General features: G+C 69.0%; 10 protein-coding genes. 3 read left to right on the forward strand and 7 right to left on the reverse strand.

Translation table 11 applies throughout. The features are described from left to right. Positions 1-101: 101 nt before the first annotated feature. Both FFS09_RS31360 and FFS09_RS00445 read left to right on the forward strand, forming a co-directional pair. On the forward strand, positions 102-14,939 hold the full coding sequence (locus FFS09_RS31360) for a leukotoxin LktA family filamentous adhesin (RefSeq protein ID WP_171019802.1): 14,838 nt from the start codon (positions 102-104) through the stop codon (positions 14,937-14,939). After that, on the forward strand, positions 14,936-16,603 hold the full coding sequence (locus tag FFS09_RS00445) for a ShlB/FhaC/HecB family hemolysin secretion/activation protein (protein ID WP_171019803.1): 1,668 nt from the start codon (positions 14,936-14,938) through the stop codon (positions 16,601-16,603). The genes FFS09_RS31360 and FFS09_RS00445 overlap by 4 nt, the downstream gene beginning before the upstream one ends. 43 nt (positions 16,604-16,646) lie before the next feature. Here FFS09_RS00445 and FFS09_RS00450 read toward each other — a convergent pair whose 3' ends face one another. The 7 genes from FFS09_RS00450 to FFS09_RS00480 all read right to left on the reverse strand — a co-directional run bounded on the left by FFS09_RS00450 (position 16,647) and on the right by FFS09_RS00480 (position 24,855). Beyond that, positions 16,647-17,063, reverse strand: a complete 417-nt coding sequence (locus FFS09_RS00450; protein WP_137916896.1) for a GFA family protein — start codon at positions 17,061-17,063, stop codon at positions 16,647-16,649. Between the two features lie 34 nt (positions 17,064-17,097). Further along, entirely contained in the window at positions 17,098-17,562 is a 465-nt protein-coding gene (locus FFS09_RS00455) for an SRPBCC family protein (RefSeq protein WP_137916897.1), read from the reverse strand. Continuing rightward, positions 17,559-17,888 (reverse strand): ArsR/SmtB family transcription factor, encoded by a 330-nt coding sequence (locus FFS09_RS00460; RefSeq protein WP_137916898.1) that lies wholly within the window; start codon positions 17,886-17,888, stop codon positions 17,559-17,561. Before FFS09_RS00460 ends, FFS09_RS00455 begins: the two co-directional genes overlap by 4 nt. 151 nt (positions 17,889-18,039) lie before the next feature. Continuing rightward, complete coding sequence (locus FFS09_RS00465; protein WP_171019804.1) at positions 18,040-19,437, reverse strand: efflux transporter outer membrane subunit; 1,398 nt, start codon at positions 19,435-19,437, stop codon at positions 18,040-18,042. Between the two features lie 11 nt (positions 19,438-19,448). Then, positions 19,449-22,685 (reverse strand): efflux RND transporter permease subunit, encoded by a 3,237-nt coding sequence (locus FFS09_RS00470; RefSeq protein ID WP_137916900.1) that lies wholly within the window; start codon positions 22,683-22,685, stop codon positions 19,449-19,451. 26 nt (positions 22,686-22,711) lie between these two features. Further along, on the reverse strand, positions 22,712-23,929 hold the full coding sequence (locus FFS09_RS00475) for an efflux RND transporter periplasmic adaptor subunit (protein WP_137916901.1): 1,218 nt from the start codon (positions 23,927-23,929) through the stop codon (positions 22,712-22,714). Positions 23,930-24,018: 89 nt separating this feature from the next. Next, positions 24,019-24,855 (reverse strand): alpha/beta hydrolase, encoded by an 837-nt coding sequence (locus FFS09_RS00480; protein WP_137916902.1) that lies wholly within the window; start codon positions 24,853-24,855, stop codon positions 24,019-24,021. Between the two features lie 112 nt (positions 24,856-24,967). On the opposite strand from FFS09_RS00480, the gene FFS09_RS00485 reads away from it, so the two are divergent. After that, positions 24,968-25,879 (forward strand): LysR family transcriptional regulator, encoded by a 912-nt coding sequence (locus tag FFS09_RS00485; protein ID WP_137916903.1) that lies wholly within the window; start codon positions 24,968-24,970, stop codon positions 25,877-25,879. Positions 25,880-25,924: the final 45 nt, after the last annotated feature.

Consider the following 25,924-nt stretch of genomic DNA (forward strand, 5'->3'; position numbering starts at 1 on the left):
CAGTATCCAGATACGAGGCTCAAACAATGACTCAATCCGCCATGGGATACCTGCGCCGCCAGTACCTTTGTGTGCTGCGCCGCTGCGCCCTCCGAAACGCCATGATGACCCTCGGAGCCTGCATGGTAGGCGGCGGCACCGCGCTGGCGCAGATCGTGCCCGATGGCCGCACGCAGACCCAGGTCTCGACCAACGGATCGGTCACCGACATTTCCACCCAGACGGTGCGCGGCGCCAACGCCTACAACTCGTTCTCGAGTTTCGGCGTCAACGCGGGCCAGACCGTCAACCTCTACCTGCCAGGGCAAACCCACAACCTGCTCAACCTGGTGTACGGCGAGCGCTCGTACATCAACGGCCTGCTCAACAGCTTCCAGAACGGCCAGCTCGGCGGCAACGTGTACTTCTTCAACCCCTACGGCGTGATCGTGGGGGCGCAGGGCGTGATCAACACGGGCAGCCTCACGCTGTCCACGCCCACGGCCGCGTTCATGAACCAGCTGATCTCGCCGCTGGGCGTGATCGACGGTGACGCCACGGCGCAGGCGCTCGCGGGCCGCATTCCGCTGAGCCCTACCGGCCTGGTGCAGATCCAGGGCCGCATCCACGCGGCCGACGCCGCCACCATTGCGGCGGGCAGTATTCAGATCGGATCGGGCGCGCAGATCCTGGCCGGCGGCCAGGCCCAGGTGGCATTCAAGAGCCTGGTCAACATCGACCAATTGCCCATGGCCGCGAGCGTGCGCATGGACGGCGGCGTGGTGCGCCTGCTCGCGGCGGGCGACATCGCCGTGGCCGGCCAGGTGAGCGCCGATGGCAGCGGCGCCAACGCCCACGGCGGGCGCGTGGAGGTCATGGCCGACCAGAAGGCCACGCTGCAAAGTGGCGCCGTGGTGTCGGCCAATGCGGGCAGCAGCGGCGACGGCGGCTTCGTCGAGTTCTCCGCGAAGCAGGAAGTGGAACTCGCGGGCGGCAGCTTGCAGGCCAGCGCCACGCAAGGCGTGGCCGGCAGCGTGTTGATCGACCCGGCAAACATCACCATCTCGGCCGACCTGCTGCGCAGCGGCGCCAATGCCAGCGGTGGCGGCGTCACCTGGAACGCCGGCAGCCTCACGCTGCAGGCCGACGACAACGTGACCGTGGCCGATGGCGTGGTGATCTCCACCCGCCAGGTGGCCGGCGGCACGCGCAACGACCACATCAATGGGAACTCTGTTGGTGATTCGGGCAACCTCACCATCAAGGCCTCGCACATCGCGCTGGGCGACGGTTCCATGCTGCTGGCCCAAGGCGGCAACGGCCATGCCGGCGGCGACGTATCGCTCATCGCACAAGACATCAACGCCATCGGAGCGGATCGCAGCGCGAGCGCCAGCATCACGGCCACCAACGCGACGATCAAAGGCGCCAACGTCACGCTCAAGGCGAACGCCGACACCTCGGCCATCGTCACCCTGCTCGAGCAGGCCCCCAACACCACGTTGGCCGACGCGCAGACGTACATCAACAGCGAAGCCGACGACCTGAGCGACGGCCCCGGCGGCGAGTTTCTGGCCGTCAAGACCGATGCCATCGCCACCACCACGCTGCGTGGCGTGCGCATCGACGCCAGCGGCGACGTGACCATTTCCGCGAGCGCGGGCGCGCGCGCCGGCTTCGAAAAGGATGCCCGCGCCACCGTCACCATCGACGACCACCAGCCCACCGCCGGACCCGTGGTCGCCAGCCACATCAGCGGCCGCAATGTGTCGATCCAGGCCACAACCGACACGTCCATGACGTTCAACGTGCTGGGCACCGCGCTGAAGCTGGCCGACCAGAGCTGGCTGCCGTCTGAAGACAGCGGTGAAGTGCAATTGCTCAACGACCAGTTGTTCGACTTCAGCAGCGTGCCCCTGGTGTCGCTGTCCGAATCCCATGCTGCCGTGACCATCGGCGGCGGCAGCAAGGTCGAAGCCACGCAAGACCTGGACGTGCAGGCCTCGTCCACGGCGGCGGCCAAGCCCACCTTTGCCAGCCCCCTGCTCTTCTCCGCCGCCTGGGGCGAGTCCAACGCGTCGGCCCGCTTGACGGTCGACGGCAACAGCCTGCTGCGTGCGGGTGACGCGGCCACGCTGGGCGCGAGCACCGAGGTCGAGCTCAACGTCTCGGCCACGGTCAACTCCACCAACAAGCCGATCGACGCGGTGTTCGCGCGCGGTTTGAGCACCATCGACACGGCCGTCAACATCGGCGCCAGCACCACCACCGAAGCCGGCTCGCTCGCGGTGAAGGCCGAGACCAAGGCCGACATCACGGTGCTGGCCGACGCCAAGAACACCGGCGGCAGCGGCCTGGGCATCGGCATCGCCGTGAACGAATCCACCTCCACCACCACCGCCACGCTGGGCGGCACCGTCACCACCAACACGGGCGACGTGAGCGTGAGCGCCATCACCGACGTCGAACAGAACAACACCAGCGCCAACGCCGCCACGCTGGGCAACCCGAGCAGCCTCTCCGCGCGGATGACCAACTTCAAGGCCGGCATCCAGCGCAACGTCACCAGCTCCATCCTCAGCGCGACTGGCAAGCTGAGCGGCGTCAACGCCGACAAGCTCAGCAGCTTCATGTTCCCCGGCATCAAGGAAGGCAAGTTCAACGCCTCCGGCGCCGTGGCCTGGGCCGATTCGAGCAACACCGCCAACGCCAGTATCGCGGCCAATGCCTCGGTGCGCTCGGCCGGCGCGCTCACGGTCGAGGCCTCGGTGACCGAGGCGCCCAACGCCAGCGCCACCGCGCAGTCCACCTCCACCGGCACGGCCATCGGCGGCTCGGCCGTCATCGCCAACTTCGGCAACCACGCCAACGCCTGGATCGGCGCGAACGCCCAGGTGGACGCGCAAGGCGCAATGCGCGTGGACGCGAAGACCCTCATCCCCTACCCCTGGCAGATCAACTGGAATTCGCCGGCGGCCATCCTGAACCACCTGCAAGGCAACCTGCTGGACCTGGTGCTCACGGGTTACACCATCAACTCGGCCAAGGGCAAAGACGGTCTGGGCATTGCGGCGGGCGTGAGCCTGCTCGGCTTCGACAACAGCGCCAACGCCTGGATCGCCGAGGGCGCGCAGGTGAACCAGCGCGCCAACACCACGGCCACACCGGCGCTGGACCTGTCGCAACAGTCGGTGGACGTGTCCGCGCGCAACGAGGTCAACCTCGTCACGGCCGCCGGCATTGCCTCGAAAAAATTTCTCGGCACCACGGGCGGCAAGGGCGCCATCGGTGGCGTGGCCAGCATTCTGGACATCGGCGGCCAGGCCACGGCCAGCATCCACGATGGCGCGAACGTGCGGGCCGCGCAAACGGTCGACGTGAGCGCCGAGTCGCAGCACCACCTGGTCTCCGTCACCGAAGCCGGTGGCAGCTCCGACTCGATCACCATCGAAGGCGCGGTGAGCATCATCACCATGAACACCGACACCGTCGCCGCCATCGACGACAAGGCACGCGTGGTGGCGGGGGGCAATGTCACGGTCGAGGCCGAATCCGACCTGCGCACCATCGCCATCGCTGGCGGCGTCGCCGTCACCAAGGGCCCGGTGGGCATCGGCATGTCGGTCTCGCTCAACAGCATCGACAACACGGTGATGGCGCTGATCGGCAACCGCGACACCGTCAACGACACCGCGCCCGCCACCGGCACCATCGCCACGGGCGGCGACCTGCTGGTGCAGGCCACAGCCGGCACCGAGATCGGCTCTTACTCCGTGGCGGGCGCCATCGCCACCAACAGCAAGGCGCAGACCGATGCGCCCAGCGGCTCGGGCGACACCAACAGCGGCGGGGGCAGCGCGGCCGGCGGCGGGGCGGGCAGCGGCAAGTTCGGCATTGCGATGTCGGGCGACGCGTCGGTGAACGAGATCACCGCCAACACCACCGCCGAACTGCGCGATGGTGTGCGCGTGACGCAGGCCGACGACGTGACGGTGCAGGCGCAGAACACGCTTGCGATCGAGGCGCTGTCGGGGGCCGTGACCATCTCCACGCAGGGGAACGGCAACGGCATCGCGGGTTCGTTCGCCATGAACACGCTCACCGGCACCACCGCCGCGCGCCTGCAGGACGCGTCCGTGGACATGGGCGGGAACCTCGCCGTGCAGGCCGAGGTGGATGGCAGCATCCGCACCTTGAGCGCGAGCCTGGCCGGCGCCAAGGGCAAGCTCGGCGTGGCCGGTTCGGTGTCGATCAACGAGATCGCCAACACCACCGAGGCGCTGCTTGCGAATACGACCATCAACGGCGCGGGCAACGTGCTGCTCAGCAGCGGTGACAGCTCGGCCATCCAGTCGATCGCGGGCGCCATCGCCTTCGGCGGCAAGGCCGGCGTGGGCCTGTCCTTCGCCTGGAACAAGATCAACAACACCACCAGTGCGCTGGTGGACACCAGCGACATCGACGCCTCGGGCACGGTGACCGTGCAGGCCGAAGCCGACAACGCGATCGACTCCATCTCCGCCTCCATCGGTGCGAGCAAAGGCCCGATGGCCGGCGCGGGCGCGGTGTCGATCAACGAGATCGGCAACACCACCTCGGCCACGGTGCAGGGCAAGAAGACCACCGGTATCGACGCCATGGGCGCGATCGCGGTGAAGGCCAGCGACAACTCCGACATCTTCGCCGTCACCGGCGGCGTGGGCGCCACGAGCGGTCAGGCCGGCGTCGGCGCATCGGTCGCCTGGAGCGAGGTCGCCAACACGGTCGCGGCGAAAGCCACCCAGGGCGCGCGCCTGGACAGCCAGAGCGGCGCGGTGCAGATCCAGGCCACGTCCAACACCGGCGTGCAGGCCGTGGCGGTCGCCGGCGCTGCGGCCGACAAGGTGGCCGTGGCGGGTTCGTTCTCGGCCGTGCAGACGCACAACGTGACGCTGGCCGAGGTCAGCGGTGGCTCGGTGGTGGATGCAGCCGGCGCGGTCACGGTGAGCGCGGCCGACACGGCCAGCATCGAGTCGCTCGCCGGCAGCGTGGCGGTCTCGGCCAACGCGGCCCTGGGCCTGGCCGCCGCCTACAACGTGATCGACAACGATACCGACGCCAAGGTCGTGCAATCCACGGTGGGCGGTAGCTCGGTGGCCATCCAGGCCAGCACCGATGCCGACATCGCCAGCGCGGCCGTGGGCGGTGGCGGCGCGGCCAAAGTGGCCGCCACCGGTTCGCTGGCCATCAACACCATCAGCAACCAGACATCGGCGACCACCAACGGCGCCAACCTCACGGCGACGGGCCTCGCGTCCGTGGCGGCGAGCGACAGCTCCACCGTCGGCTCCATCACAGGCGCGGCGGCCGTGGGCGGCAACGGTGCGGTGGGCGCATCGGGTTCGTACAACCACATCAACGGCGAGGTGCTCGCCGAGATCAGCGGCGGCAGCGTGAACGCGGCCAACGTGGCGGTGGACGCGCAGCGCCGGGGCGACCTCGAGGTCTGGGCGATCTCGGGCTCGGGCGCCGGCACGGCCGGCTTCGCGGGCTCGATCGCCATCAACGACGTGGGCGGCAGCAACACCGCGCGCATCCACGGCGGCGCCGTGGTGCAGGCCAGCGGCAACGCACTGGTGACCGCGCAAAGCGACGACGAAGTGAAGTCGCGCGCGGGTGCCGTGGGCCTGGGCGGCTCGGTCGGTGGCGCGGGCGCCATCGCCATCAACGACATGCACGCCGCCACCACCGCACAGGTGAGCGGCAGCGGCACGCGCGTTACCGCGCTGGGCAACGGCGCCGCCGCGCAGGTGGACAACGGCCTGCTCGCCGGCAACGGCTCGCTCGACACACGCCAGCAGCAGGACGCATTGCGTGGCGTGGCCGTGGTGGCCTCGTCCACCGCCGAGCTGGAAAACATCGCGGTCAGCGCGGCCGGTGGCGGCAGCGCCGCCGTGGCGGCCACCGTGAGCGTGGCGCTCATGGGCGGCAGCACCACCGCCCAACTGAGCGATGGCGCACAACTCAACGCCAGCCTGGGCAACGCGGCGCAGCAAGCGCGCGTGGCCGCCTTCCACCACGATGCCATCGTCTCCGGCACCGGTGGCGGTGCCGTGGGCGGCAACGCTGGCGTGGGCGGCGCGGTGGACACCATCACCGTCTCGCACACCACGACAGCCCGCGTGCAGGACGCGGACGCGCAAGCGCGCCAGGCACTCGCGGTGCAGGCGCGCGCCACCACGGACATCACCCAAGCCGCCGTGGCGGTGGGCGGCGGGGTTTACGCCGGCCTGGCCGGCACGGGCGCGCTGGTGCTGCTCAACGGCAGCACACAGGCCCTGGTGAACAACGCCAACCTGGCCTCGCAAGGCAGCCTGAGCGTGAAGGCCGAGGCCGACACGGTGGTCGACATCGTGGCCGGGGCGCTTGCCGTCAGCGGCGCGGTCGGCGTGGGCGTCACGGCAGCGGTCACCGTGGCCGAACAGAACACCACCGCGCGCGTGGACGGCAACAGCACGCTCAACGCCAACGGCAGCACCGAGATCAACGCCCAAAGCGCGTTCGAACAAACCAACCACGCCTACACCGCCGCCGCAGCCGGTGGCGCTGGCGTGGCCGGCACGGTGAGCGTGTTGGTCGCCAAGAGCAGCACCACGGCCGAACTGGGCGGCACCGCCAGCATCAACGCCGACAGTGGCTACACCGGTGCGGCACAGGATGTCGCCATCACCGCCTACGACAGCACCGCCGTGAACAACCGCCTGGGCAGCCTGGGCGTGGGCGGCGTGGGTGTGGGCGCGGTGGCCGACGTGATCCTGGTGAACACCAGCGCCAGCGCGCGCGTGGGCAACGGCACCCGCATCGACGCCGACCGCGACATCACGCTCTCGGCCATCAGCGAGCGCGACATCGAATCGCTCACCACCGCCGCCGCGGGTGGCTACACGGCCGGCATCGCGGGCGCCGTGTCGGTGATCTCGGTGGGCGCACGCCCCGATGGCGATGCGCGCGACAACACGTCCAGCTCGGTGGACAAAGCCGGGCAGATGGTCAGCGGCAGCGCCACCGGCGACCAGCTCGCCGCCGACAACAGCGGCGCCAGCGCCTCGGCACAGCGCGCCAACAGCGCGCGCTCGGGCGTGGCACTCAACAGCGATTTCAACGCCACACCCACGGCCACCAGCGCCGCCGCCACGGTGGCTTCGGGCGCCACGCTGGCGGCCGGCAACAACGTGAGCGTGCAGGCCATCAACCAGACCACGACCAACGCCACCGCCGTCGGCGCGGCCATCTCGGGCGGTCTCTCGCTCGGCGGTGGCGTGGCCATCGCGATGGTGGACGACCGAACCCAGGCCACACTGGCCGGCAACACCACGGCCGGCGGCAATGTGATCGTGCAGGCGGCCGACGCGCAGACCGGGGCGTCCACGCTGCGCACCTATGCGGGCGGCGCCGGCCTGGCCGGCCTGGCGGCCAGCTTTGCCTGGCACGACAAGTCCTCCACCGCGCAGGCCCAATTGGGCGGCACGGTGATCGCTTCGGGAACGGTCACGGTGAGCGCCTTGCTCGATCACGAACTGAACGCCATCGGTGGCGCGGGCGCGGCCGGCGTGCTGGGCATCGGCGCGGCCATCGCCAATGTCGAGCAGGGCAGCACCGCCCGCGCCGACCTGCTGGACAACGCCAGCGTCTCGGCCACGTCCCTGACCGTGAACAGCTCGGCCCAAACGGAGAGCACCGCCGACGTGGTGGCCGCCGCTGGCGGCATCGTGGCCGGCGCGGTGGGCGCGAAGTCCGACGTGAGCGACAACAGCCAGGCGCAGTCCAGGATCGGCGACAACGCCTTCATCCGCACCGGCAGCGGCACGGTGCTGGTGCGCGCCGACGTGAACCCGATGGCGCGCGCCGAGTCGCTCGGCGTGGCCGTCTCCGCCGGCTTGTCCATCGGCGCTTCGCTGGCCGATGCCCAGGTGAACACCGTGGCGCGCGCCAGCACGGGCAACGATGTGGACATCGTCGCCGGCAGCATGGAGGTGCGTGCGCGCACCCAGCGCAGCGGCGACACCGCGGCCAGCAAGGCCACGGCCGCGGCCGGCGGCCTGCTGCTGGGTGCCAGCGCCACCGAGGCCACCGCCCGCGTCATGTCCACGACCGACGCGGCGCTCGGCGATCGCAACGACATCACCACCGGAGGCGACCTCGGCGTTCAAGCCCTCTCGTCCACCAGCGCCAAGGCCGACGCCACTGGCATCAACATCGGCCTGCTCGCCGCCGGCAGCAACACCGCCCATGCCAGCACCAACACCCAAACCCTGGTAAGCGTGGGCGACGCCGCCGTGCTGGTCGCGGGCACGCTGAACCTGCAGGCCCAGGGCAGCGACACACTGCGCGCCAGCACGGTGGCCGGTGCGGGCGGCCTGGGTGTGCTGCTCGCCTCCAAAGCCGAAACCGATGCGCTCGCCCGAACAGCGGTTCGTCTGGGCACCGCCACCGGCGCCGGCGGCACCGTGGTGGCCGACAGGGTCGACATCGACGCCGTGCAACACGTGGACTTCGACGCCACGGCCGACTCCACCAGCGCCGCCGCCGTGGGCGCTTCCGGTGCCCGCGCCATCAACGACGTGGACAGCCAGGCCCTGGTCAACATCGGGCCGAACCTGACCATCTCCGCACAAGACCTGTTCAGCGCGCGCGCCGGCAATGACATTCACAAGTCCTCGGCCAACGCCACCGGCTACAACGTGGACTCCGGCTCGGGCGGCGTGCTCAACGCCGCGGCGGCCGTGTCCGAAAGCCGCATCCGCACCGACGCGCAGGTGAACCTCGCCACCAACACCCTGATCGGCGTGAACAACGCCGCCGTGAACGCGGTGCTCAACCCCAGTGGCCAGCTGGTCAACGTGCCCGTGAACGGCCTGCTCGAACTCGCGGCCTGGAACGACGTGGCCGCCTACGACCGCGTGCGCCTGGACTCGGGCGGCGCCATCGCCATCGCGCGCGCCGAATCGACCATCGACAACGTGAACACCGCGAGGGTGGACGTGGGCGATGCCTCGTTGCTGAGCGACGGCAACATCGAACTCTCCGCGCGCACCAACGCCACCGCACTGACCCGCGCCCATTCCAAGACCTACGGCCTGGCCGGCGCCGCCGAGGGCACGACGCGCGCGACCATCACCGCCGACCAGTCGGTGCGCATCGGCGATGGCGCCTTCCTGGAAGCACAGGAAAACGTCCACCTCATGGCCGGCACCGACCGCACGCAGGCCAACAACCTCAACGCCGACGCCGAAACCCGGCTGTGGAACCGCACCGCCATTCCGATCGAGACGGACCCGAACGCGCATGGCCAGGTCGTGCAGCACAACGACGTCACCGTCGCGCAGAACGCCCAGGTGCGCGCGGTGCGCGACGTGCACCTCACGGCCACCGAAGGCACGCACAGCGCGCGCGGCTACGGCGAAGGCACCGACCTGTACCGCGAGGTGCTCGCCGCCCTGGCCGAGTTCTTCGGCGCCGACAGCTCGGCGCTCAAGATCACCGGCGGCTCCACCTACGACAACGCCAACCTCGTCTCGCCCGCGGGCGGGCCGTCGTCACACGTGCAGGTCGCGGGCACGGTGCAGGCGGGCATCTGGAGCCAGCAGTGGATCAACATTGCTGCGGACGGCACCATCACGTCCTCTGAAGCACTGGAAGGCGTGGCGAAGAAGACCGATGGCCAGAACGTCGCCCAGCTGCTGCAGCAGGAAATCGACGATCTGGAAGACGCTGCCGATCGCAAGCGCGAGCAGTACGACAACTTCAAGGGAGGCAGTGCCGCGGCGGCGGCGCTGGACAAACAAGCCGCCGCGCTCGCCGAACGCAACGCCGCACAACAGGCGCTGACCGACGCCACCGACACCCGCACCGACGTGCGCGGCTTCTCCGACACCGCGCGCAACGCCGGCACCTCTGCCAGCGCCGCGGCCGCAGCCGCGACCAACGCAGCGACCCTGGCCGCGGCGCAGGCCGCGACCAACACCGGGGAAACCGGCACCACCGCCGGCGTGCGCGTGGCCGCCGCGGCCACCGCCACGGTCACGGCCGCCAGCGCGGCCAACGCCACAGCCGCTGCCACCGCGGCCACACAGGCCGAAGCCGTGGCCAATGACCTGACCCAGGCCGCCGCCGGAGCCACGGGAACAGCCAAGACCTACCTGCAGACCATGGTCACGAGCGCGACGGACGCCGCCACCAAGGCCCGCGCCGTGGCCACTGCGCTCGCGGCCGAAGCCGCCCTGCCCGGCAATGCCTCCGCCGGCGACCGGGCCACGGCCGCCACCAACGTCGCCAATGCGCGCACGGCGGCCAACACCTCGGCCAAGAGCGCGGCCATCGTCGCCGCCATCGACGCCGACACCACCGCCACCCAGGCCGTCACCCGAAACACCACCTGGCTGGCCACCGCCAACACCCAGCTCACGCAGGCCAATGCCGACGTGGTGGCCGCGCAGAACGCCGGCAGCAGCTCCGACGCGGCGCTGGGCATGTACGCCGACGCACAGTTCCTCTCCAGCCAGCTGACGCAGATGCAGGGCGCCACCAACGTCGACTTCATCGACATCGGCGCGGCCGGCGACATCATCACCGCGCGCACCGGCAACGTGCGCGTCAGCGGCAAGGCGCTCACCGGCAACGGCGCGCTCTCGGCCCCTGGCGACGCGAAGATCGAGATCCAGAACGCGTCCAGCCGCTTCCTGCGCGTCAATGCCGACCTGCTCATCCCCGACGAAGGCGGTGGCCAGGTCACGTTCAACGGCATGCGCGTCTCCAGCGCCGCGGACATCAACCAGCGCAACGCCATGGGCCAGAGCGCCGGCCTGAGCGTGACCGACGCCCTGAACTCGGCCAAGCCCTTGATCCTGGTGGAGAACACGAACACCGCCAACAGCGGCAACGCCGGTGGCCCCGCGCAGCTCTGGCTCTACGGCAATGTCACCAACCTCGGGGGCGTTGCCAAGGCCACCAGCCACGGCACCATGCGCGTGGCCGGCAACATCAGCGCCGAGACCGTGAGCCTGGCCACGGGCGGCGACTTCATCAAGACCTGGACCCCGGGCTACACACACCAGGGCGGTGACCCGATCGCGCGCCTGGGCGCCCTGCCCGGCCAGAAAGAAGCCATCAAGGCCGACTATTCGCAAAACGGCCTGCCCGACTGCGACGACGTGGCCTGCGGTTCGACCATCGCCGGCAACAACGTCTACATCAGCGCCGAAAAGCTCAACATCAATGGTCTGATCCAGGCCGGCCTGCCCGAGCGCGGCATCGCCATCACCGACGCGCTGCTGTCGACCGCCAACGTCACCAACCCGGCGCTCACCAACACCCAGGCCATCAGCGCGGCGCGCGCGGCCTGGCAGGCCAACCCGAGCACCGCGCAGCGCTACATCGACCTCACCAACCCCACCGCCGATGGCATCGCCGACAGCGGCGCGATCAAGCTGCGCTACGACGCGCAGTTCGACCGCCTGGAGCTGGCCGACGTGCGCATGGGTGGCGGGCACATGGAGCTGTTTGGCGACATCTTCTCCACCGGCAACGGCGAACTGCGCGTGATGGACGGCTACGGCCGCATCAACATCACCAACACCACCACGTACGACCTGGCCGTGGGCCGCCTGGACACCGGCCCCGGCGTGGAAGGCATGATCCGCATCACCGACACCGCGCGCGACGCCAGCGGCAACTACCGCGGCTCGGGCAACGCGCCGCTGGTGACCGAAATCACGCGCGTCAACGGCGTGGCCACCACCCGCACCAACACCGGTGCGGGCGGTGCGATGCAGGTGGTGGACACCGCCACCACCAACAGCGGCCGCGAGACCGACTACAACCCCATGGCGAACCGGCGCTTCAACTGGATCAACGCCGAGACCACGAAATGGGAGCGCACCGAAACCTACAAGAGCAAGACCACCTGGGGTGCCGACTGGCTCGGGCGCGACCCCGGCGGCCAGCCTGACAGCGTCAGCTCCAGCAGCACCTACGTGGGCCGCGTCTCGGGCGACTGGCTCTCCATCGTGGCCACCCAGGGCGCCGACTACCAGCTGGACTACAACAACAGCAACAGCGCCGAGGTCAAGACCGACCTGCCTACCACCAGCTACAAGACCGACTGCTTCTGGGGCGTCTGCCACAGCCGCATGTACGTCTCGCAAGAGAAGTACAGCTGGACGCAGTCCGAGAGTTACCAGCACAGCCTCAACGCCTCGCAGTCGGTGGCGGTGAAGTTCACCGGCTACGACACCTCCGAGGTCAAGGTCGACACGACGGGCCAACTGGTGTTCTCGGGCCTGGTGCGCAGCGCGGCGGGCGACATCACCGTCAATGCGGGCAAAGGCATGAGCAGCGCCAACGCCGACGCGCGCCTGTTGGGCGAGCAGATCAACCTCACCGCGTCCGCCGGCGCCATCGGCACGGAAGCCGCGCCCGTGCGCGTCGAACTCGTCAACGGGGGCGCGCTCACGGCCAGCGGGCGCGACGGCGTGTCGGTGGCGACCACGCGCGGCGACCTGCTGATCAACAGCGTGACCGCCACGCAGGGCGACGTGCACCTCAGCGCCGACGGCCACATTCGCACGCAGGCCGCCGGCACGGCGGTGACGGGCGAGAACGTCTCGCTGGTCTCGCTCAACGGCGGCATCCACGGCCTCATGGACAACCTCGCGCTGCAGGTCGAAACCCTGGGCAACGACAGCACGCTCTCGGCCCGCGCCGCTGGCGACATCCGCCTGCAGGAAGCCACGGGCGACATGCGCGTGAAACAGATCGCCTCCGTGGCGGGTGACGTGTTCCTCACCACGCCGGGCCGCCTGCTCGACGCCAACACGGTGGAACAGGTGGACGAGAAGACGCGCACCGAACTGCTGTCCCTGTGGGCCGACATGGGCCTCACCGGCCAGGAAGCCGACGACGCACTGGACCGCAGCCTGAAGTCCCAGAAGGCCCTGTTGCAGCAGCAGTACGAAAACTACTACCGCATGCGCAACCTCAAGCGCCAGGACAATGGCGGCTTCACCGCCGACGCCTACAACCCGAACTTCCAGTTCCACCTCACACCGGTGCAGGCGGCCTCGCTGCAGAGCGTCAACCCCGGCTGGGGCGCGGCCGAGCTGGCGAACTACGAAGCGCAGCAAACCACCGCGTACCACGCGGCACATGCCCGCTTTGGCGACGGCGCTTACGTGGCGAACTACCAGCCCACCTTGAGCGCCACGGAAACCGCCGCACTCTCCGAAGGCTGGAAGTGGAAGGACTCGGAACTGGCCAACGGCCTGGCATCGGGCCTGTTCCGCCCCACGTCGGACACCGACATCCGCCTCGAAGAAGCCAACGTCGTCGGCCGCAACGTGACGTTGAGCGCGCAGAACGGCATCGGCCTGCAGCACGCCGCGCCCGCGGTGATCACGCTGGACGCCAACGGGCTGTTGAGCGACGAGCACAAGCTCATCCTCATGACGGCCGAGCGCAGCGACATCACGGTCGACGGCAACGGCCAGATCCGCGTGAAGCAGTTCGAAGACCTGGACGTGACCGCCACCGGCACGCTCAACGCCAGCACCACGACCGGCAGCGCCCTGCTCGGCTCCGAGGCCGATCTCACCATCGGCCAGGTCAGTGCGGTCGACGAAGTGCGCATCAAGACCGGCGCCAGCCTGTTGGGCGCGCCCGGCCAGACGCACGTGGTGGCCAACAGCGCCGTGCTCGAGGCCGGCCAAGGCCAGGTCGGCAGCGCGCTCACCGCGTTCACGGTGGACCTCGGCGCCACCGGCACGCTGACGGCGCGCGCGAACACCGACCTGTTCGTGCGCGAACTGCAGGGCGACATGGTCGTCAACACCGTGTTCGCCAAAGGCAACGCCACGCTGGAGGCACAAGGCAGCATCGTCGAAGCCCGCCCGGACAACCTGCTCGACGTGCGCGCCACCAGCGTCACGCTCAACGCGGGCGACACCGTGGGCAAGCCCGGCGGGCAGAACGCGATCGACGTACAGGTGCGCAACCCCGGCGTGCTCAGCGCCAGCGCGCCCAACGGCATCTACCTCAACACCATCGGCGGCTCCGGCACGCTGGGCAACATCACCACCCAGGGCCAGTTCAACCTGAGCTCGGGCGACGGCAGCATCACGCTGGGCGGCACGGTGCAGGCCGGCGCGGGCGTGGAGCTCACCGCTGTCGACGACATCCACTTCGCGGGCGGCAACATCCGCACCAATGGCGACGCCGCCCTGCGCGCTGGCACCGATGGCACAGGCAACATCACCCGCACGGGTGGCGCCGGCCCCGATGTGCGCGCCCTGGGCTCCGTGTTGGCCAGCGCGCCCGATGCGCTCGGCGGCCCCGACCCGCTGCGCGTGGTCTCGGGCGGCCCGCTCACGCTGCAGGGCCGTTTGATCGATGTGGCGATGAGCCCCGTGGTCCCGGGCGCTGGCGCGGTGGTGCATGTCACCGGCATTGGCGGCGGCGTGGCACAAGACGTCAAACTGGACGTGCGCGGCGCGGGCGACCTGCAACTGCCCACCTTCGTGGTCGGCAACGCGCTGGTGACCACCGACGCCCCCACGGTGGGCGTTCCCGCCGGCCACGTGGGCGATGCGGCCACCTTCGTCACGCCGTTCTTCACCGCCCGCATCGACCACCAGGACCGCCCACCCGCGCCCGACGGCACCACGGTTCGCGGCTTCACGCTCAACGGCGACTTCTCCCTCAGCCTCACGCCCACCCAGGCCACGGTCGGCAGCTACGTCATCACCCACGACCTGCGCCGCCATGTCGCCGGTTCACCCGCCGGCAGCGCCGAACGCACCATCGGCGAGAGCCTGTTGAGCACCAACGCCAAGCCCGAGGACGAAGAACTCGCCACTGGCAGCGGCGGTGGAGAGAATGGCCGCGACCTCGTCAACATCAACCTCGACGGACTGGACCAAGACCTGTGACCCGAACGACACCGCTTGCCCGTTGCTGCGCGCTGGCCATCCTGCTGGCCAGTTCCACCGTTCACGCGCAGGACGCTGCGGGCGAGATCGGCGCCATCCAACGGCTGGAGCGCGAACAACTCGAACGCCTGCGCCAGGAGCAGCGCCTGCGACAGCGCCCGGTCACGCCGGGCATCGTGCTGCCGCCCACGCCCGCGCCCAGCGCGGCCTCGCAGGAGCGCAACATCGCCGTGAAACGCTTCGAGGTGGACCGCTCGGAGATCCTGAGCGAGGCCGAGATCCGCGCCACGCTCGCGCCGTACGAGAACCGCACCGTCAGCCTCGAAGACCTGTTCGGCGCCGTGGCCGCACTCAACCAGCTCTACGACCAGAAGCAGATGCCCACCGCCCGTGCCGTGCTGCCACCGCAAGACGTGCGCGACGGCGTGGTGCGCATCCGCCTGGTGGAAGCCCGTGTGGGCGAGGTCAAGGTCGAGTCGGCCAACCAGGTCTCGTCTGCCTTCGTGCGCGACCGTGTGCGCGTGCAGGAAGGCCGGTTGCTGTCCGTGCCCGAACTCGAATCCGACCTGGTCCGCTTCAACCGCCTGCACCAGGCCCAGTTGCGCGCCAACGTGCGCGCTGGCCAGGCTCCTGGCACCACCGATGTCGCACTCGAATCGGTGGAACCCAAGCCCTACCGCTTCTCCGTGTTCACCGACAACGCCGGGCGCACCACCGTGGGCCATCTGCGGCTGGGCGTGCTCGCGCAGTGGAACGGGCTGGCCAGCCGCGACGACAGCCTGTCACTCTCGGCCGTGCGTGCCAAAGGCAGCGAGAGCCAGTACATCGGCTACTCCACCCCCCTCACGCGCGACGACCTGCGGCTGGAGGCCAGCTACAGCGAAGACGACATCAAGGTCATCCGCGGCCCGTTCGTGCCGCTGGACATCGGCGGCGAATCCAGCAGCCTCACCGTGGGCCTGAGCCAACCCTTCGTGGTCGACGCGCGGCGCCTCTGGCGCGCGTATGCGCGGTTCGCGGACCGCCACAGCAAAAGCACGTTTGGCGGCTTCACGCAACAAGACACCCACCTCACGGTGCTGACCCTCGGCACCTCGGGCGACTACCAGGGCGATGGTTCGGTCTGGACGCTGGACCTCAACCTGAACCTGGGCGAGAAATCCCTGGGCAGCGACCGCAACTTCGTCGCGCTGCGCGCCAACACCGCCTGGCTGGCGTCGCTCACACCCAAGACGCAACTGCTGCTGCGCTTCGGCCTGCAATACAGCCCGACCGATCTGCTGCCCTCATCCGAGCAATACCAGCTGGGTGGCAGCGTCAGCGTGCGCGGGTATTCCGAAGGTTTGCTCACCGGCAACAGCGGTTACCTCGCCAGCGCGGAGTTGCGCCAACAGCTGCTGCAACTGGGTACGGGCGGTTTCACGCCAGCGCTCACCGGCTTCGCCTTCCTCGACCACGGCGGCGCCTTCCCCTACCGCCCGAGCCCACTGAAAGACGTGGTCAAGAACGACTTTCTCAGCAGCGCGGGCATCGGCCTGCAAGCCGACTGGAGCCAGCGTGTGCAAGCCCGCATGACCCTGGGCTGGCCGCTGCGCGACAACCCGGGTGAAGTCAACCTGCGCCGGCCGCGGCTGCACGCCTCATTGACGTACAGCTGGCCTTGAAGCGCCCCTTCAACGTCTTTCGGCCAGCCCGGCCGTGCCCTGTTCACATGGGTGGCATTTTGTCGACAACGGGCAGCGCCGGGTCTGGCGGGTCCCAGGGCAGCCCGCGCACACCGTAGGTCACCAATTGGGGCTTGTAGCGAGAGGGGTCGTCCAGGCTCCCGGCGTGGACCGTGAACATCACCGGCGAGGCCGCAAACGTCAGATAGACCGGCGTGCCGCAAGTCGGGCAGAAAGCCTGGTGCTTCACCTGGCCGCTATCGGCGACAACGTCCCATTGGCGGGCCTCACCCTGGAGCGTCACCCGCTCCCTGGAGGGGAAGGTCAGGTAAGACCCATGCCCGGTGCCGCTCTTGCGCTGACAGTCGCGGCATTGGCAGTGGTTGGAGAAAATCGGTTCGTCCGAGATTTCATAACGGATGGCGCCGCAAGCGCATCCGCCGGTGTAAGGCTGGCCCATGTGTTTGTTCCTTCCAGGCGATGAATGGATGGGATCAGTGCAGCTCGCCCGAAAGCGTGTCGATGTGCTGCACCACGTGCTTCCAGCCTTCGCCCATCTTCTGGAAAGCAGCGTCGTTCTTGCGCACAACGAAGCCGGCGTGCACGAGGCGAAGGCGCGTGCCGCCCTCCACCGGCGTCAAGGTCCAGGTGACCACGGTGTCCAGGCGCGACCCATAGCCTGCGTTCGTTTCGTGCCCGCCCTGCCAGCTGTAGACCAGGCGTTCATGGGGCACAACGTCCAGCACCTGCAAGTGGATGACCCCATCCCATGCGCCACCCGGCGTGGTCTGGAAGGTGAATTGTTTGCCCTTCACCGGCTCGAAGCCGGTGGGCACCATCAGCCAACGGCCGATCAGCTCGCTGGTGGTCAAGGTCTTCCAGATGGTTGCCGGCGCGTGGGGCAGAACCTGGTCGACCACGATGTCTTGCGTTTCCGGTTTCAGGGCGGCGTCGTTCATGGATCGATTTCCTTCAGGAGGGTGCGGAGGTGGGTAAAGCGCTCGCGCCAGAACACGCCATAAAGGCCCATCCAGTCCACAAGCGGCGCGAGCCCGTTCGGCTCGGCTCGGTAAAAGACGTTGCGCCCCTCGGGACGCTCGGCGACCAGACCGGCCTGCTTCAGGGACTTGAGGTGCTGGGAGATCGCGCCTTGCGTGACGCCGCTTCCGCGCGTCAGCTCGGCCACGGTGATCTCCTGCGAACCGACGATGCGCTCGAACACGGCCCGCCGCGTCGGGTCGGCCAGCGTGCGCATGACGGTATTGATGGCGGCGGGTTCAGACATGGACACATATTAGCCATGGCTAATTCATTAGTCAATGCTAATTTTTGTGTTCCTCAAGGTTGGCATGAACGTGCGCTGGGAAGCGCTTCACCCTTGTCCCGATGGTCTCCGGGCGCAATCCCTCGACAGCGCTGTTGCTGGCCCTGAAGCGTCAGGCGGTGTCCCAACCGCCGCCGATGGCACGGATCAAGCGCACCGTGGCCTGCTGCTGCGCCGCTTCCACGCGCTGCGCCTGCCGGCGGTTGAGCAGTTCGTTGCGGCGCGCGTCGAGCAGCTCGAGCTGGCTCACCAGGCCGTTGCGGTAGCGCGTTTCCGAGATCGCGCTGGCGCGCTGCGCGGCGCTGACCGCGCGGCCCTGAGCCAACGACTGGTCCTGCAGCAGGCGCAGCGCAGACAGCTGGTCCTCGACCTCGCGGAAGGCGTTCAGCACCTGGCCCCGGTAGCTCGCGGCGGCGGCGTCGAGCTGCGCCTGCGCGCCCTGCACACCGGCCTCGCGCCGGCCACCGTCGAACAGCGGCAGCGACATCAATGCGCCGATGCCCCAGGCGCGCGCCGACCACTTGAACAGGTCACCGATGTCGGGCGAGGCATAGCCCGCAGCACCGGTCAGCGACACGCTCGGGAACCACGCGGTCTGGGCCACGCCCACGCGGGCTTGTGCGGCCAGCAGAGAAGCCTGTGCGGCGGCTACATCGGGCCGCCGCGCGAGCACCGTGCCCGGCACGCCAGCGGGGATCACCGGCAGGACGCGAGCGCCACTGGTGGCGGCGAGCGCGAAGGCCGATGCGGGCTCGCCCACCAGCACAGCCAGCGCGTTTTCCAGCTCGGCGCGCTGGCGGCTCAGCGCGATCACTTCGGCCTCGGTGGCGGCAAGTTCGGTCTGGATGCGGATCACGTCAAGCTCGGCCACGTCGCCGGCCTCGAAGCGGCGCTGCGTGAGGCGCAAGGTGTTGCCGTAGGCGGTGGCGGTGTCCTGCACCAGCGTGCGTTCGGTGTCGGCTGCGCGCAGGGCCAGATAGGTCTGCGCCGTTTCGGCCTGCACCAGCAGTCGCGTGCTTTGCAGCAAGGCTTCGCGCGATTGCGCGTCCAGCGTGGCGGCGTCTTGCGCGCGCGCCAGCCGCCCGAACAGGTCCACCTCGTACGAGAGGTTCACGCCCGCTTGCAACAGCGTGGCCGGCGTGGATCCATTGGCGGTGTTGGCACCGGCGCCGCGCGACGCATCGGCGCCCACGCCGATCTGTGGCGCGCGGTCGGCCTGTGCGCCGCGCACCAGCGAACGCGCCTGGGCCAGGCGGGCCGCGGCTTCCTGGATGCTGGTGTTGTTCGCGCCAGCGCGTTCGGCCAGGTCGTCGAGCACCGGGTCGTTGAACACCTTCCACCAGGTACCCCGGCTTTGCGCCTCGGCGGGCTGGGCAATGGCCCAGTGTCCACTGCGCTCCTTGAAGTACTGCGGCGCTTCGATGGGCGTGGGCAGCGGCGGCAGCGCGGTGGCGCAGCCGGCCAGCAGCAGGGCTGCGGCGAGGGGAATCAGGTGATGAAGCTTTTTCATGGTGTGCACCTTCAATGCGTCAAGAGGTCAACGGGGGCTGCCGGCACGGCGCGCGCGCTGCCACCACCGCCAGAGGCAAAGCCCTCCAGATGCGGCACAGCACCGTGCAGCTTGAGCGCGCGGTTGCCGGCCAGGCGGCGCAGCAGCACGTAGAACACCGGCGTAAGGAACAGGCCGAAGGCGGTCACGCCGATCATTCCGGCGAACACGGCCACGCCCATGGCCGAACGCATCTCGGCACCCGCGCCGGTGGCCAGCACCAGCGGCAGCACGCCCATCACGAAAGCCAGCGAGGTCATGAGGATCGGGCGCAGCCGCAAGCGGCTGGCTTCGATCGCGGCCTGCACCGGCGACCTGCCGGCAAACTCCAGCTCGCGCGCGAACTCCACGATCAGGATCGCGTTCTTCGCCGATAGCCCGACCAGCACGATCAACCCGATCTGCGTGAACACGTTGTTGTCACCGCCGTCCAGCCACACGCCGGTCATGGCCGCGAGCAGGCCCATCGGCACGATCAGGATGATGGACAGCGGCAGCGTCAGGCTCTCGTACTGCGCGGCCAGCACCAGGAACACCAGCAGGATGGCGAGCGGGAACACCCACAGCGCGGAGTTGCCGGCCAGGATTTCCTGGTAGGTGAGCTCGGTCCACTCGTAGCCGATGCCCTGCGGCAGCGTCTCGGCGGCGATGCGCTCGATGGCGTCCTGCGCCTGCCCCGACGAAAAGCCGGGCGCAGGACCGCCGTTGATGTCGGCCGACAGGAACCCGTTGTAGCGCATGGCGCGCTCGGGGCCGAAGCTGGAGTTCACCTTCATCAGCGCCGACAGCGGCACCATCTCGCCCGAGTTCGAGCGCACCTTGAGCAGGCCCACGTCTTCGGCGCGCGCGCGGTACGGCGCATCGGCCTGGGCGCGCACGCTGTAGGTGCGGCCGAACTGGTTGAAGTCGTTCACGTACAGGCTGCCGAGGTAGATCTGCATGGTGTCGAAGATGTCCGTCACCGGCACGCCGAGCTGGCGCGCCTTGGTTCGGTCGATGTCGGCGTAGAGCTGCGGCACGTTGACCTGCCAGCTGGTGAACATACCGGCGAGCTCGGGCGTCTGGTAGGCCTTGGCCATGAAGGCTTTCACCGCCGCGTCCATCGCCTCGTAGCCGAGCGAGGCCTTGTCTTCCAGCTGCAGCTTGAAACCGCCCGTGGTGCCCAGGCCCGCCACCGGGGGCGGCGGGAACATCACGATGAAGGCGTCCTGGATCGCGCCATAGGCCTGGTTCAACTGACCCGCCACCGCACCGCCGCTCTGGTCGGCACGCTGGCGCTCGGCAAAGGGCTTGAACGTGGCGAACACGATGCCGGAGTTCGAGCTGTTGGTGAAGCCGTTGATGGACAGGCCGGGGAAGGCGATCGCGTCTTCCACGTTCGGGTTCTGTTTGGTGATCTCGCCCATGCGGTGGACCACCTCTTCGGTGCGGTCCAGCGTGGCGCCGTCGGGCAGTTGGGCGAAGCCGATCAGGTACTGCTTGTCCTGCGCCGGCACGAAGCCGCTGGGCACCGCCTTGAACAGGCCGAAGGTCACGCCCACCAGCGCGAGGTAGACCACCATCATCAGCGCCTTGCGCGAGATGACGCGCCGCACGCCGCCGCTGTAGGCCTCGGCACCGCGGCTGAAGAAGCGGTTGAAGGCGCGGAAGAAGCCACCAAACACGCGGTCCATGCCCCGCGTGAGCGCGTCCTTGGGTGCGTCGTGGCTGCGCAGCAGCAGGGCCGAGAGCGCAGGCGAGAGCGTGAGCGAGTTGATCGCCGAGATCACGGTGGAGATCGCGATGGTCACCGCGAACTGCTTGTAGAACTGACCCGTGAGGCCGCTGATGAAGGCCAGCGGCACGAACACCGCGACCAGCACCAGCGCGATCGCGATGATGGGCCCGGACACTTCTTTCATCGCACGGTAGGTGGCATCGCGCGGCGACAGGCCGGCCTCGATGTTGCGTTCCACGTTCTCCACCACCACGATCGCGTCGTCGACCACGATGCCGATCGCCAGCACGAGGCCGAACAGCGAGAGCGCGTTGATCGAGAAACCCAGCAGGTGCAGCACCGCGAAGGTACCCACCACCGACACCGGCACCGCCAGCAACGGGATGATGGACGCGCGCCAGGTCTGCAGGAACACGATCACCACCAGCACCACGAGCGCGATGGCTTCGAGCAAGGTAGTGATCACCGATTTGATGGACGCACGCACGAACTGCGTGGGGTCGTAGGCGATGCGGAACTCCACGCCCTCAGGCATCTTCTTCTGCAGCTCGGCCATGGTGGCGCGCACCTCGGCCGAGATGTCGAGCGCGTTGGAACCCGGCGCCTGGAACACGCCCATGCCGACGGCGGGCTGGTTGTTGAGCAGCGAACGCAGCGAGTAGTCGGCCGCGCCCATCTCCAGCCGCGCGATGTCGCGCAGCCGGGTCACGGCGCCGTCACCCCCGGTCTTGACGATGATGTCGCCGAACTCTTCTTCGGTCTGCAACCGGCCCTGGGCGTTGATGGACAACTGCATGTCCACGCCGGGCAAACCCGGCGAAGCGCCGACCACACCGGCGGCGGCCTGCACGTTCTGGCCGCGGATGGCGCTGACCACGTCGCTGGCCGAGAGGCCGCGCTGCGCCACCTTCTGCGGGTCGAGCCAGACGCGCATGGAATAGTCGCCACCCCCAAAGATCTGCACCTGGCCCACACCCTGGATGCGCGCGAGCCGGTCCTTCACGTTGAGCACCGCGTAGTTGCGCAGGTAGTTGATGTCGTAGCGGTCGTTGGGCGAAACCAGGTGCACCACCATCGTGATGTCGGGCGCGCTCTTGACCGTGGTCACGCCCAGGCGGCGCACCTCCTCGGGCAGGCGCGGCTCGGCCTGCGACACGCGGTTCTGCACCAGTTGCTGGGCCTTGTCGGGGTCGGTGCCGAGCGCGAAGGTGACGGTGAGCGTCATCACGCCATCCGTGGTGGCCTGGCTGCCCATGTAGAGCATGCCTTCGACGCCGTTGATGGACTCCTCCAGCGGCGTGGCCACGGTTTCGGCGATGACCTTCGGGTTGGCGCCGGGGTACTGGGCGCGCACCACCACGGAGGGCGGCGACACCTCGGGGTACTCCGAGATGGGCAGACCACGCAGCGCGACCAGACCGGCGATCAGGATCAGCAGCGAGAGCACGCCCGCGAAGATCGGCCGGTCGATGAAGAATTTCGAGAAGTTCATGGTGTTCTTTTCATGGGCACGGCGGCTCAGGACTTGGCCACGGCCACGGCGGGCGCCGGTGTATCGGCGCGGGCATTCATGGGTACGTTCTGCGGTTGCACCACGTCACCGGGGCGCACGCGCTGCAAGCCGTTGACGACGATGCGCTCCCCGGGTTTCAGGCCACTGAGCACGGTGCGCAGACCCTCGACGGACGCGCCCAGGGTGACTGTGCGGTACTCGGTCTTGTCGCCCTCGCCCACCACCAGCACGTACTTCTTGTCCTGGTCGGTGCCCACGGCGCGTTCGCTCACCAGCAGGGTGCGCGCGGTCTGCGGCTGGCCCATGCGGATGCGCGCGAACTGCCCCGGCATCAGACTGCCGTCCTTGTTGTCGAAGACGGCGCGCACGCGCACCGTGCCGCTGCGCGGGTCGACCTGGTTGTCGATCAGTTGCAACTGCCCGGCATAGGGCGTGTCGCTCGTGGCCGAGGTGCCCATCTGCACGGGGATGCGTTCGACGGCGGGACGCGCGCCGCGCGTGAGGCCCTTGAGCGCGCCGGCCACGGTTTTTTCATCGGCGTCGAAGCTGGCGTAGATCGGACTGACGGAGACCAGCGTGGTGAGCACGGGCGCGCCCGGGCCCGCGGCAATCAGATTGCCCACGGTCACTTCCAGCCGGCCGATGCGTCCGGCCACCGGGGCGCGCACCTGCGTGTAACCCAGGCTCAGGCGCGTGGTCTGCAACTGGGCTTGCGCGGCCTTCAGGTTGGCCTCGGCCTCGCGCAGCACGTTCTCGCGGTCGTCCAGCTCGCGCTGGGCGATGGCCTTGTCGTCCCACAGGCGGCGTGCGCGGGCGTGCTCGTTGCTGGCGTGGGTCACGCGGGCCTGCGCCGCCACGGCTTGCGCTTCGGCGCGCGCCACTTCGGCTTCATAGGGCGCGGGGTCGATGGAGACCAGCAGATCGCCCTTGGCCACCAGCGCGCCTTCGCGGAAGTGCGTGGCCTGCACCACACCCGCGACGCGGGAGCGGATGTCCACCCGCTCGACGGCCTCCAGTCGGCCCGAGAACTCTTCCCAGGCGGCGATGTCGCTCTCGGTCACGGTGGCGACGGACACCGGCATGGGGGGTGGCGCGCTCGTCGGCACGCTGGCCCGGGCCACGCTGGCCTTCTGCAGGAGCAGCATGCCCCCGACGGTGATGGCAACCAGGACGACCGCGGTGGGCCACCAGAGGCGGAGCTTGAATGGGGGCTGTTGGGACATGGTTTTTCCTTTTTGAGGGCGAGCGGAACCGTTCCCGGTGGATCACCGGGTTGGGCGTTTCAGGGTGTTGAGAAAGGGGGCGCGGTCCGTCAGGACGGCGGTGGTGGTATCGCGGCCTGGAAGAAGGCACGGACGTGTTCGCGCACCTCGACGGCGCACGGACATTCCTCGGCAGGCTGTTCGCTCAGCGATTCGGGCCAGCCGGTGGTGGGCGGCAGCACGCCGCTGCGCACGTCGATGCCCGCACCGCGCAGTCGCTCGGCATAGGCCAGGGCCTCGTCGCGCATCGGGTCGTCGCCGCCCGTGAGGATCAGCGTCGGGGGCAGGCCGGCGAGGCGCTGCGCGAGGCCGGGCACGGCGTAAGGATGTTCGGCGTCCATCGGGCCACGCAGGTACTGCTGCCAGCCATCCATCCACTTGCAGCCGGTGGCTTCGCCCATGGTCTGGCGCAGCGAGGCGGTGGCGTTGCAAGGGTTCAGCATGGGCGCGACCAGGATCTGGCCGGCCAACGGCGGGTGGACGCGGTCCCGCACCATCAGTGCCACGGCTGCCGCGATGTTGCCGCCGGCCTCTTCACCGGCCACGAACAAGGGAGCGCCCGTTCCCGCCAGGCGGGTGCGCTGTTTGTAGAGCCACTCCAGCGCGGCGTAACCGGCTTCCACCGCGTCGGGGAAGCGGTGCGCGGGCGCCAGCGGGTAGGCCAGCGAGGCCACCACCGCACCCGAACTGGCCAGCAACTCGGCCAGGCAGGCGCCGCTGTCCAGATCGCCGGAAACAAAGGCGCCGCCATGGAAGTGCAACACCAGCGGCAGCACGTGGCCGCGCGTCTTCTTGCCCCAGACGCGCAACGCCAGCGGGGGTGTGCCCGGTACCGACAGCGTCTGTGTCGGCGCCGGCACGGCAGAGGAAGCGGATGTTGAGACCATGGGCAGGACTATAGGCACACCTTCTCTGCGGATAAAGCCACCATCCACCAGATGTCTGTTTCGATTGCGCGAACAATCCGGGCCACAAAGAAGCACATCAAGGACCGAGGGAATGGACCAGATTCAATCGATACGCGTGTTCGCGCGGGTGGTGGAGGCCGGCACCTTCACCAAAGCGGCGGAGTCGCTGGACCTGCCCAAGGGCACGGTGACCAAGCTGGTGCAGCACCTGGAGTCGCGCCTGAAGGTCAAGCTGCTCAACCGCACCACGCGGCGCGTGACCGTCACGCCCGACGGCGCGGCCTACTACGAGCGCACGGTGCGCGTGCTCAACGACCTCGACGACATCGAGGCCAGCATGACCAACGCCCAGGCCCGCCCGAGCGGTCGCCTGCGCGTGGACGTGGGCACCTCGGTGGCGCGCGAGATCATCATCCCCGCGCTGAGCGACTTCTACCGCCGCTTCCCCGACATCCAGCTCGACCTGGGCGTGACGGACCGCTCGGTGGACTTGCTGGCCGACAACGTGGACTGCGTGATCCGGGGTGGTGAACTGCTGGACCAGTCGCTGGTGGCACGGCGCGTGGCCAACGTGCCGCTGATCGCGGTCGCGTCGCCCGCGTATGTGCAGGCGCACGGCATGCCCACGCACCCGGAGCAGCTGGAAACCGAACACACCGTCGTGAACTACTTCTCCACGCGCAACGGACGTCCGTTCGCGAACGAATTCGAAAAGGACGGTGAAAAGCTGGAGATCGCAGGCCGCTACAAGCTGTCGGTGAACGAGAGCAATGCGATGACGGCAGCGGTGCTGGCCGGCCTGGGTGTGGCGCAGGTCGCGGCAATGACCGCCATGCCGTTGATCGAACGCGGCGAGCTCGTGCGCGTGCTGAGCGACTGGACCTGCGAGACGATTCCTCTGTACGTGGTCTACCCGCCCAACCGGCACCTGAGCGCAAAAGTGCGCGCCTTCGTCGAATGGGTCGCGGAATTGATGGCCACGTTGCCCCACACGACGCGCTAGACCTGGAAAAACCGTGCCGAGGCCCGCCAGCGGACGGTCTGTCAA

Origin of the sequence: Hydrogenophaga sp. 2FB (assembly GCF_005503365.1) — a bacterium.
Classification (GTDB): domain Bacteria; phylum Pseudomonadota; class Gammaproteobacteria; order Burkholderiales; family Burkholderiaceae_C; genus Hydrogenophaga.

Bases quoted from the DNA above. Each gene is read 5' to 3' on its own strand.
- FFS09_RS31360 (WP_171019802.1), top strand. From the start codon at position 102: ATGATGACCCTCGGAGCCTGCATGGTAGGCGGCGGCACCGCGCTGGCG.
- FFS09_RS00450 (WP_137916896.1), bottom strand. From the start codon at position 17,063: ATGGGCCAGCCTTACACCGGCGGATGCGCTTGCGGCGCCATCCGTTAT.
- FFS09_RS00455 (WP_137916897.1), bottom strand. From the start codon at position 17,562: ATGAACGACGCCGCCCTGAAACCGGAAACGCAAGACATCGTGGTCGAC.
- FFS09_RS00460 (WP_137916898.1), bottom strand. From the start codon at position 17,888: ATGTCTGAACCCGCCGCCATCAATACCGTCATGCGCACGCTGGCCGAC.
- FFS09_RS00465 (WP_171019804.1), bottom strand. From the start codon at position 19,437: ATGAAAAAGCTTCATCACCTGATTCCCCTCGCCGCAGCCCTGCTGCTG.
- FFS09_RS00470 (WP_137916900.1), bottom strand. From the start codon at position 22,685: ATGAACTTCTCGAAATTCTTCATCGACCGGCCGATCTTCGCGGGCGTG.
- FFS09_RS00475 (WP_137916901.1), bottom strand. From the start codon at position 23,929: ATGTCCCAACAGCCCCCATTCAAGCTCCGCCTCTGGTGGCCCACCGCG.
- FFS09_RS00480 (WP_137916902.1), bottom strand. From the start codon at position 24,855: ATGGTCTCAACATCCGCTTCCTCTGCCGTGCCGGCGCCGACACAGACG.
- FFS09_RS00485 (WP_137916903.1), top strand. From the start codon at position 24,968: ATGGACCAGATTCAATCGATACGCGTGTTCGCGCGGGTGGTGGAGGCC.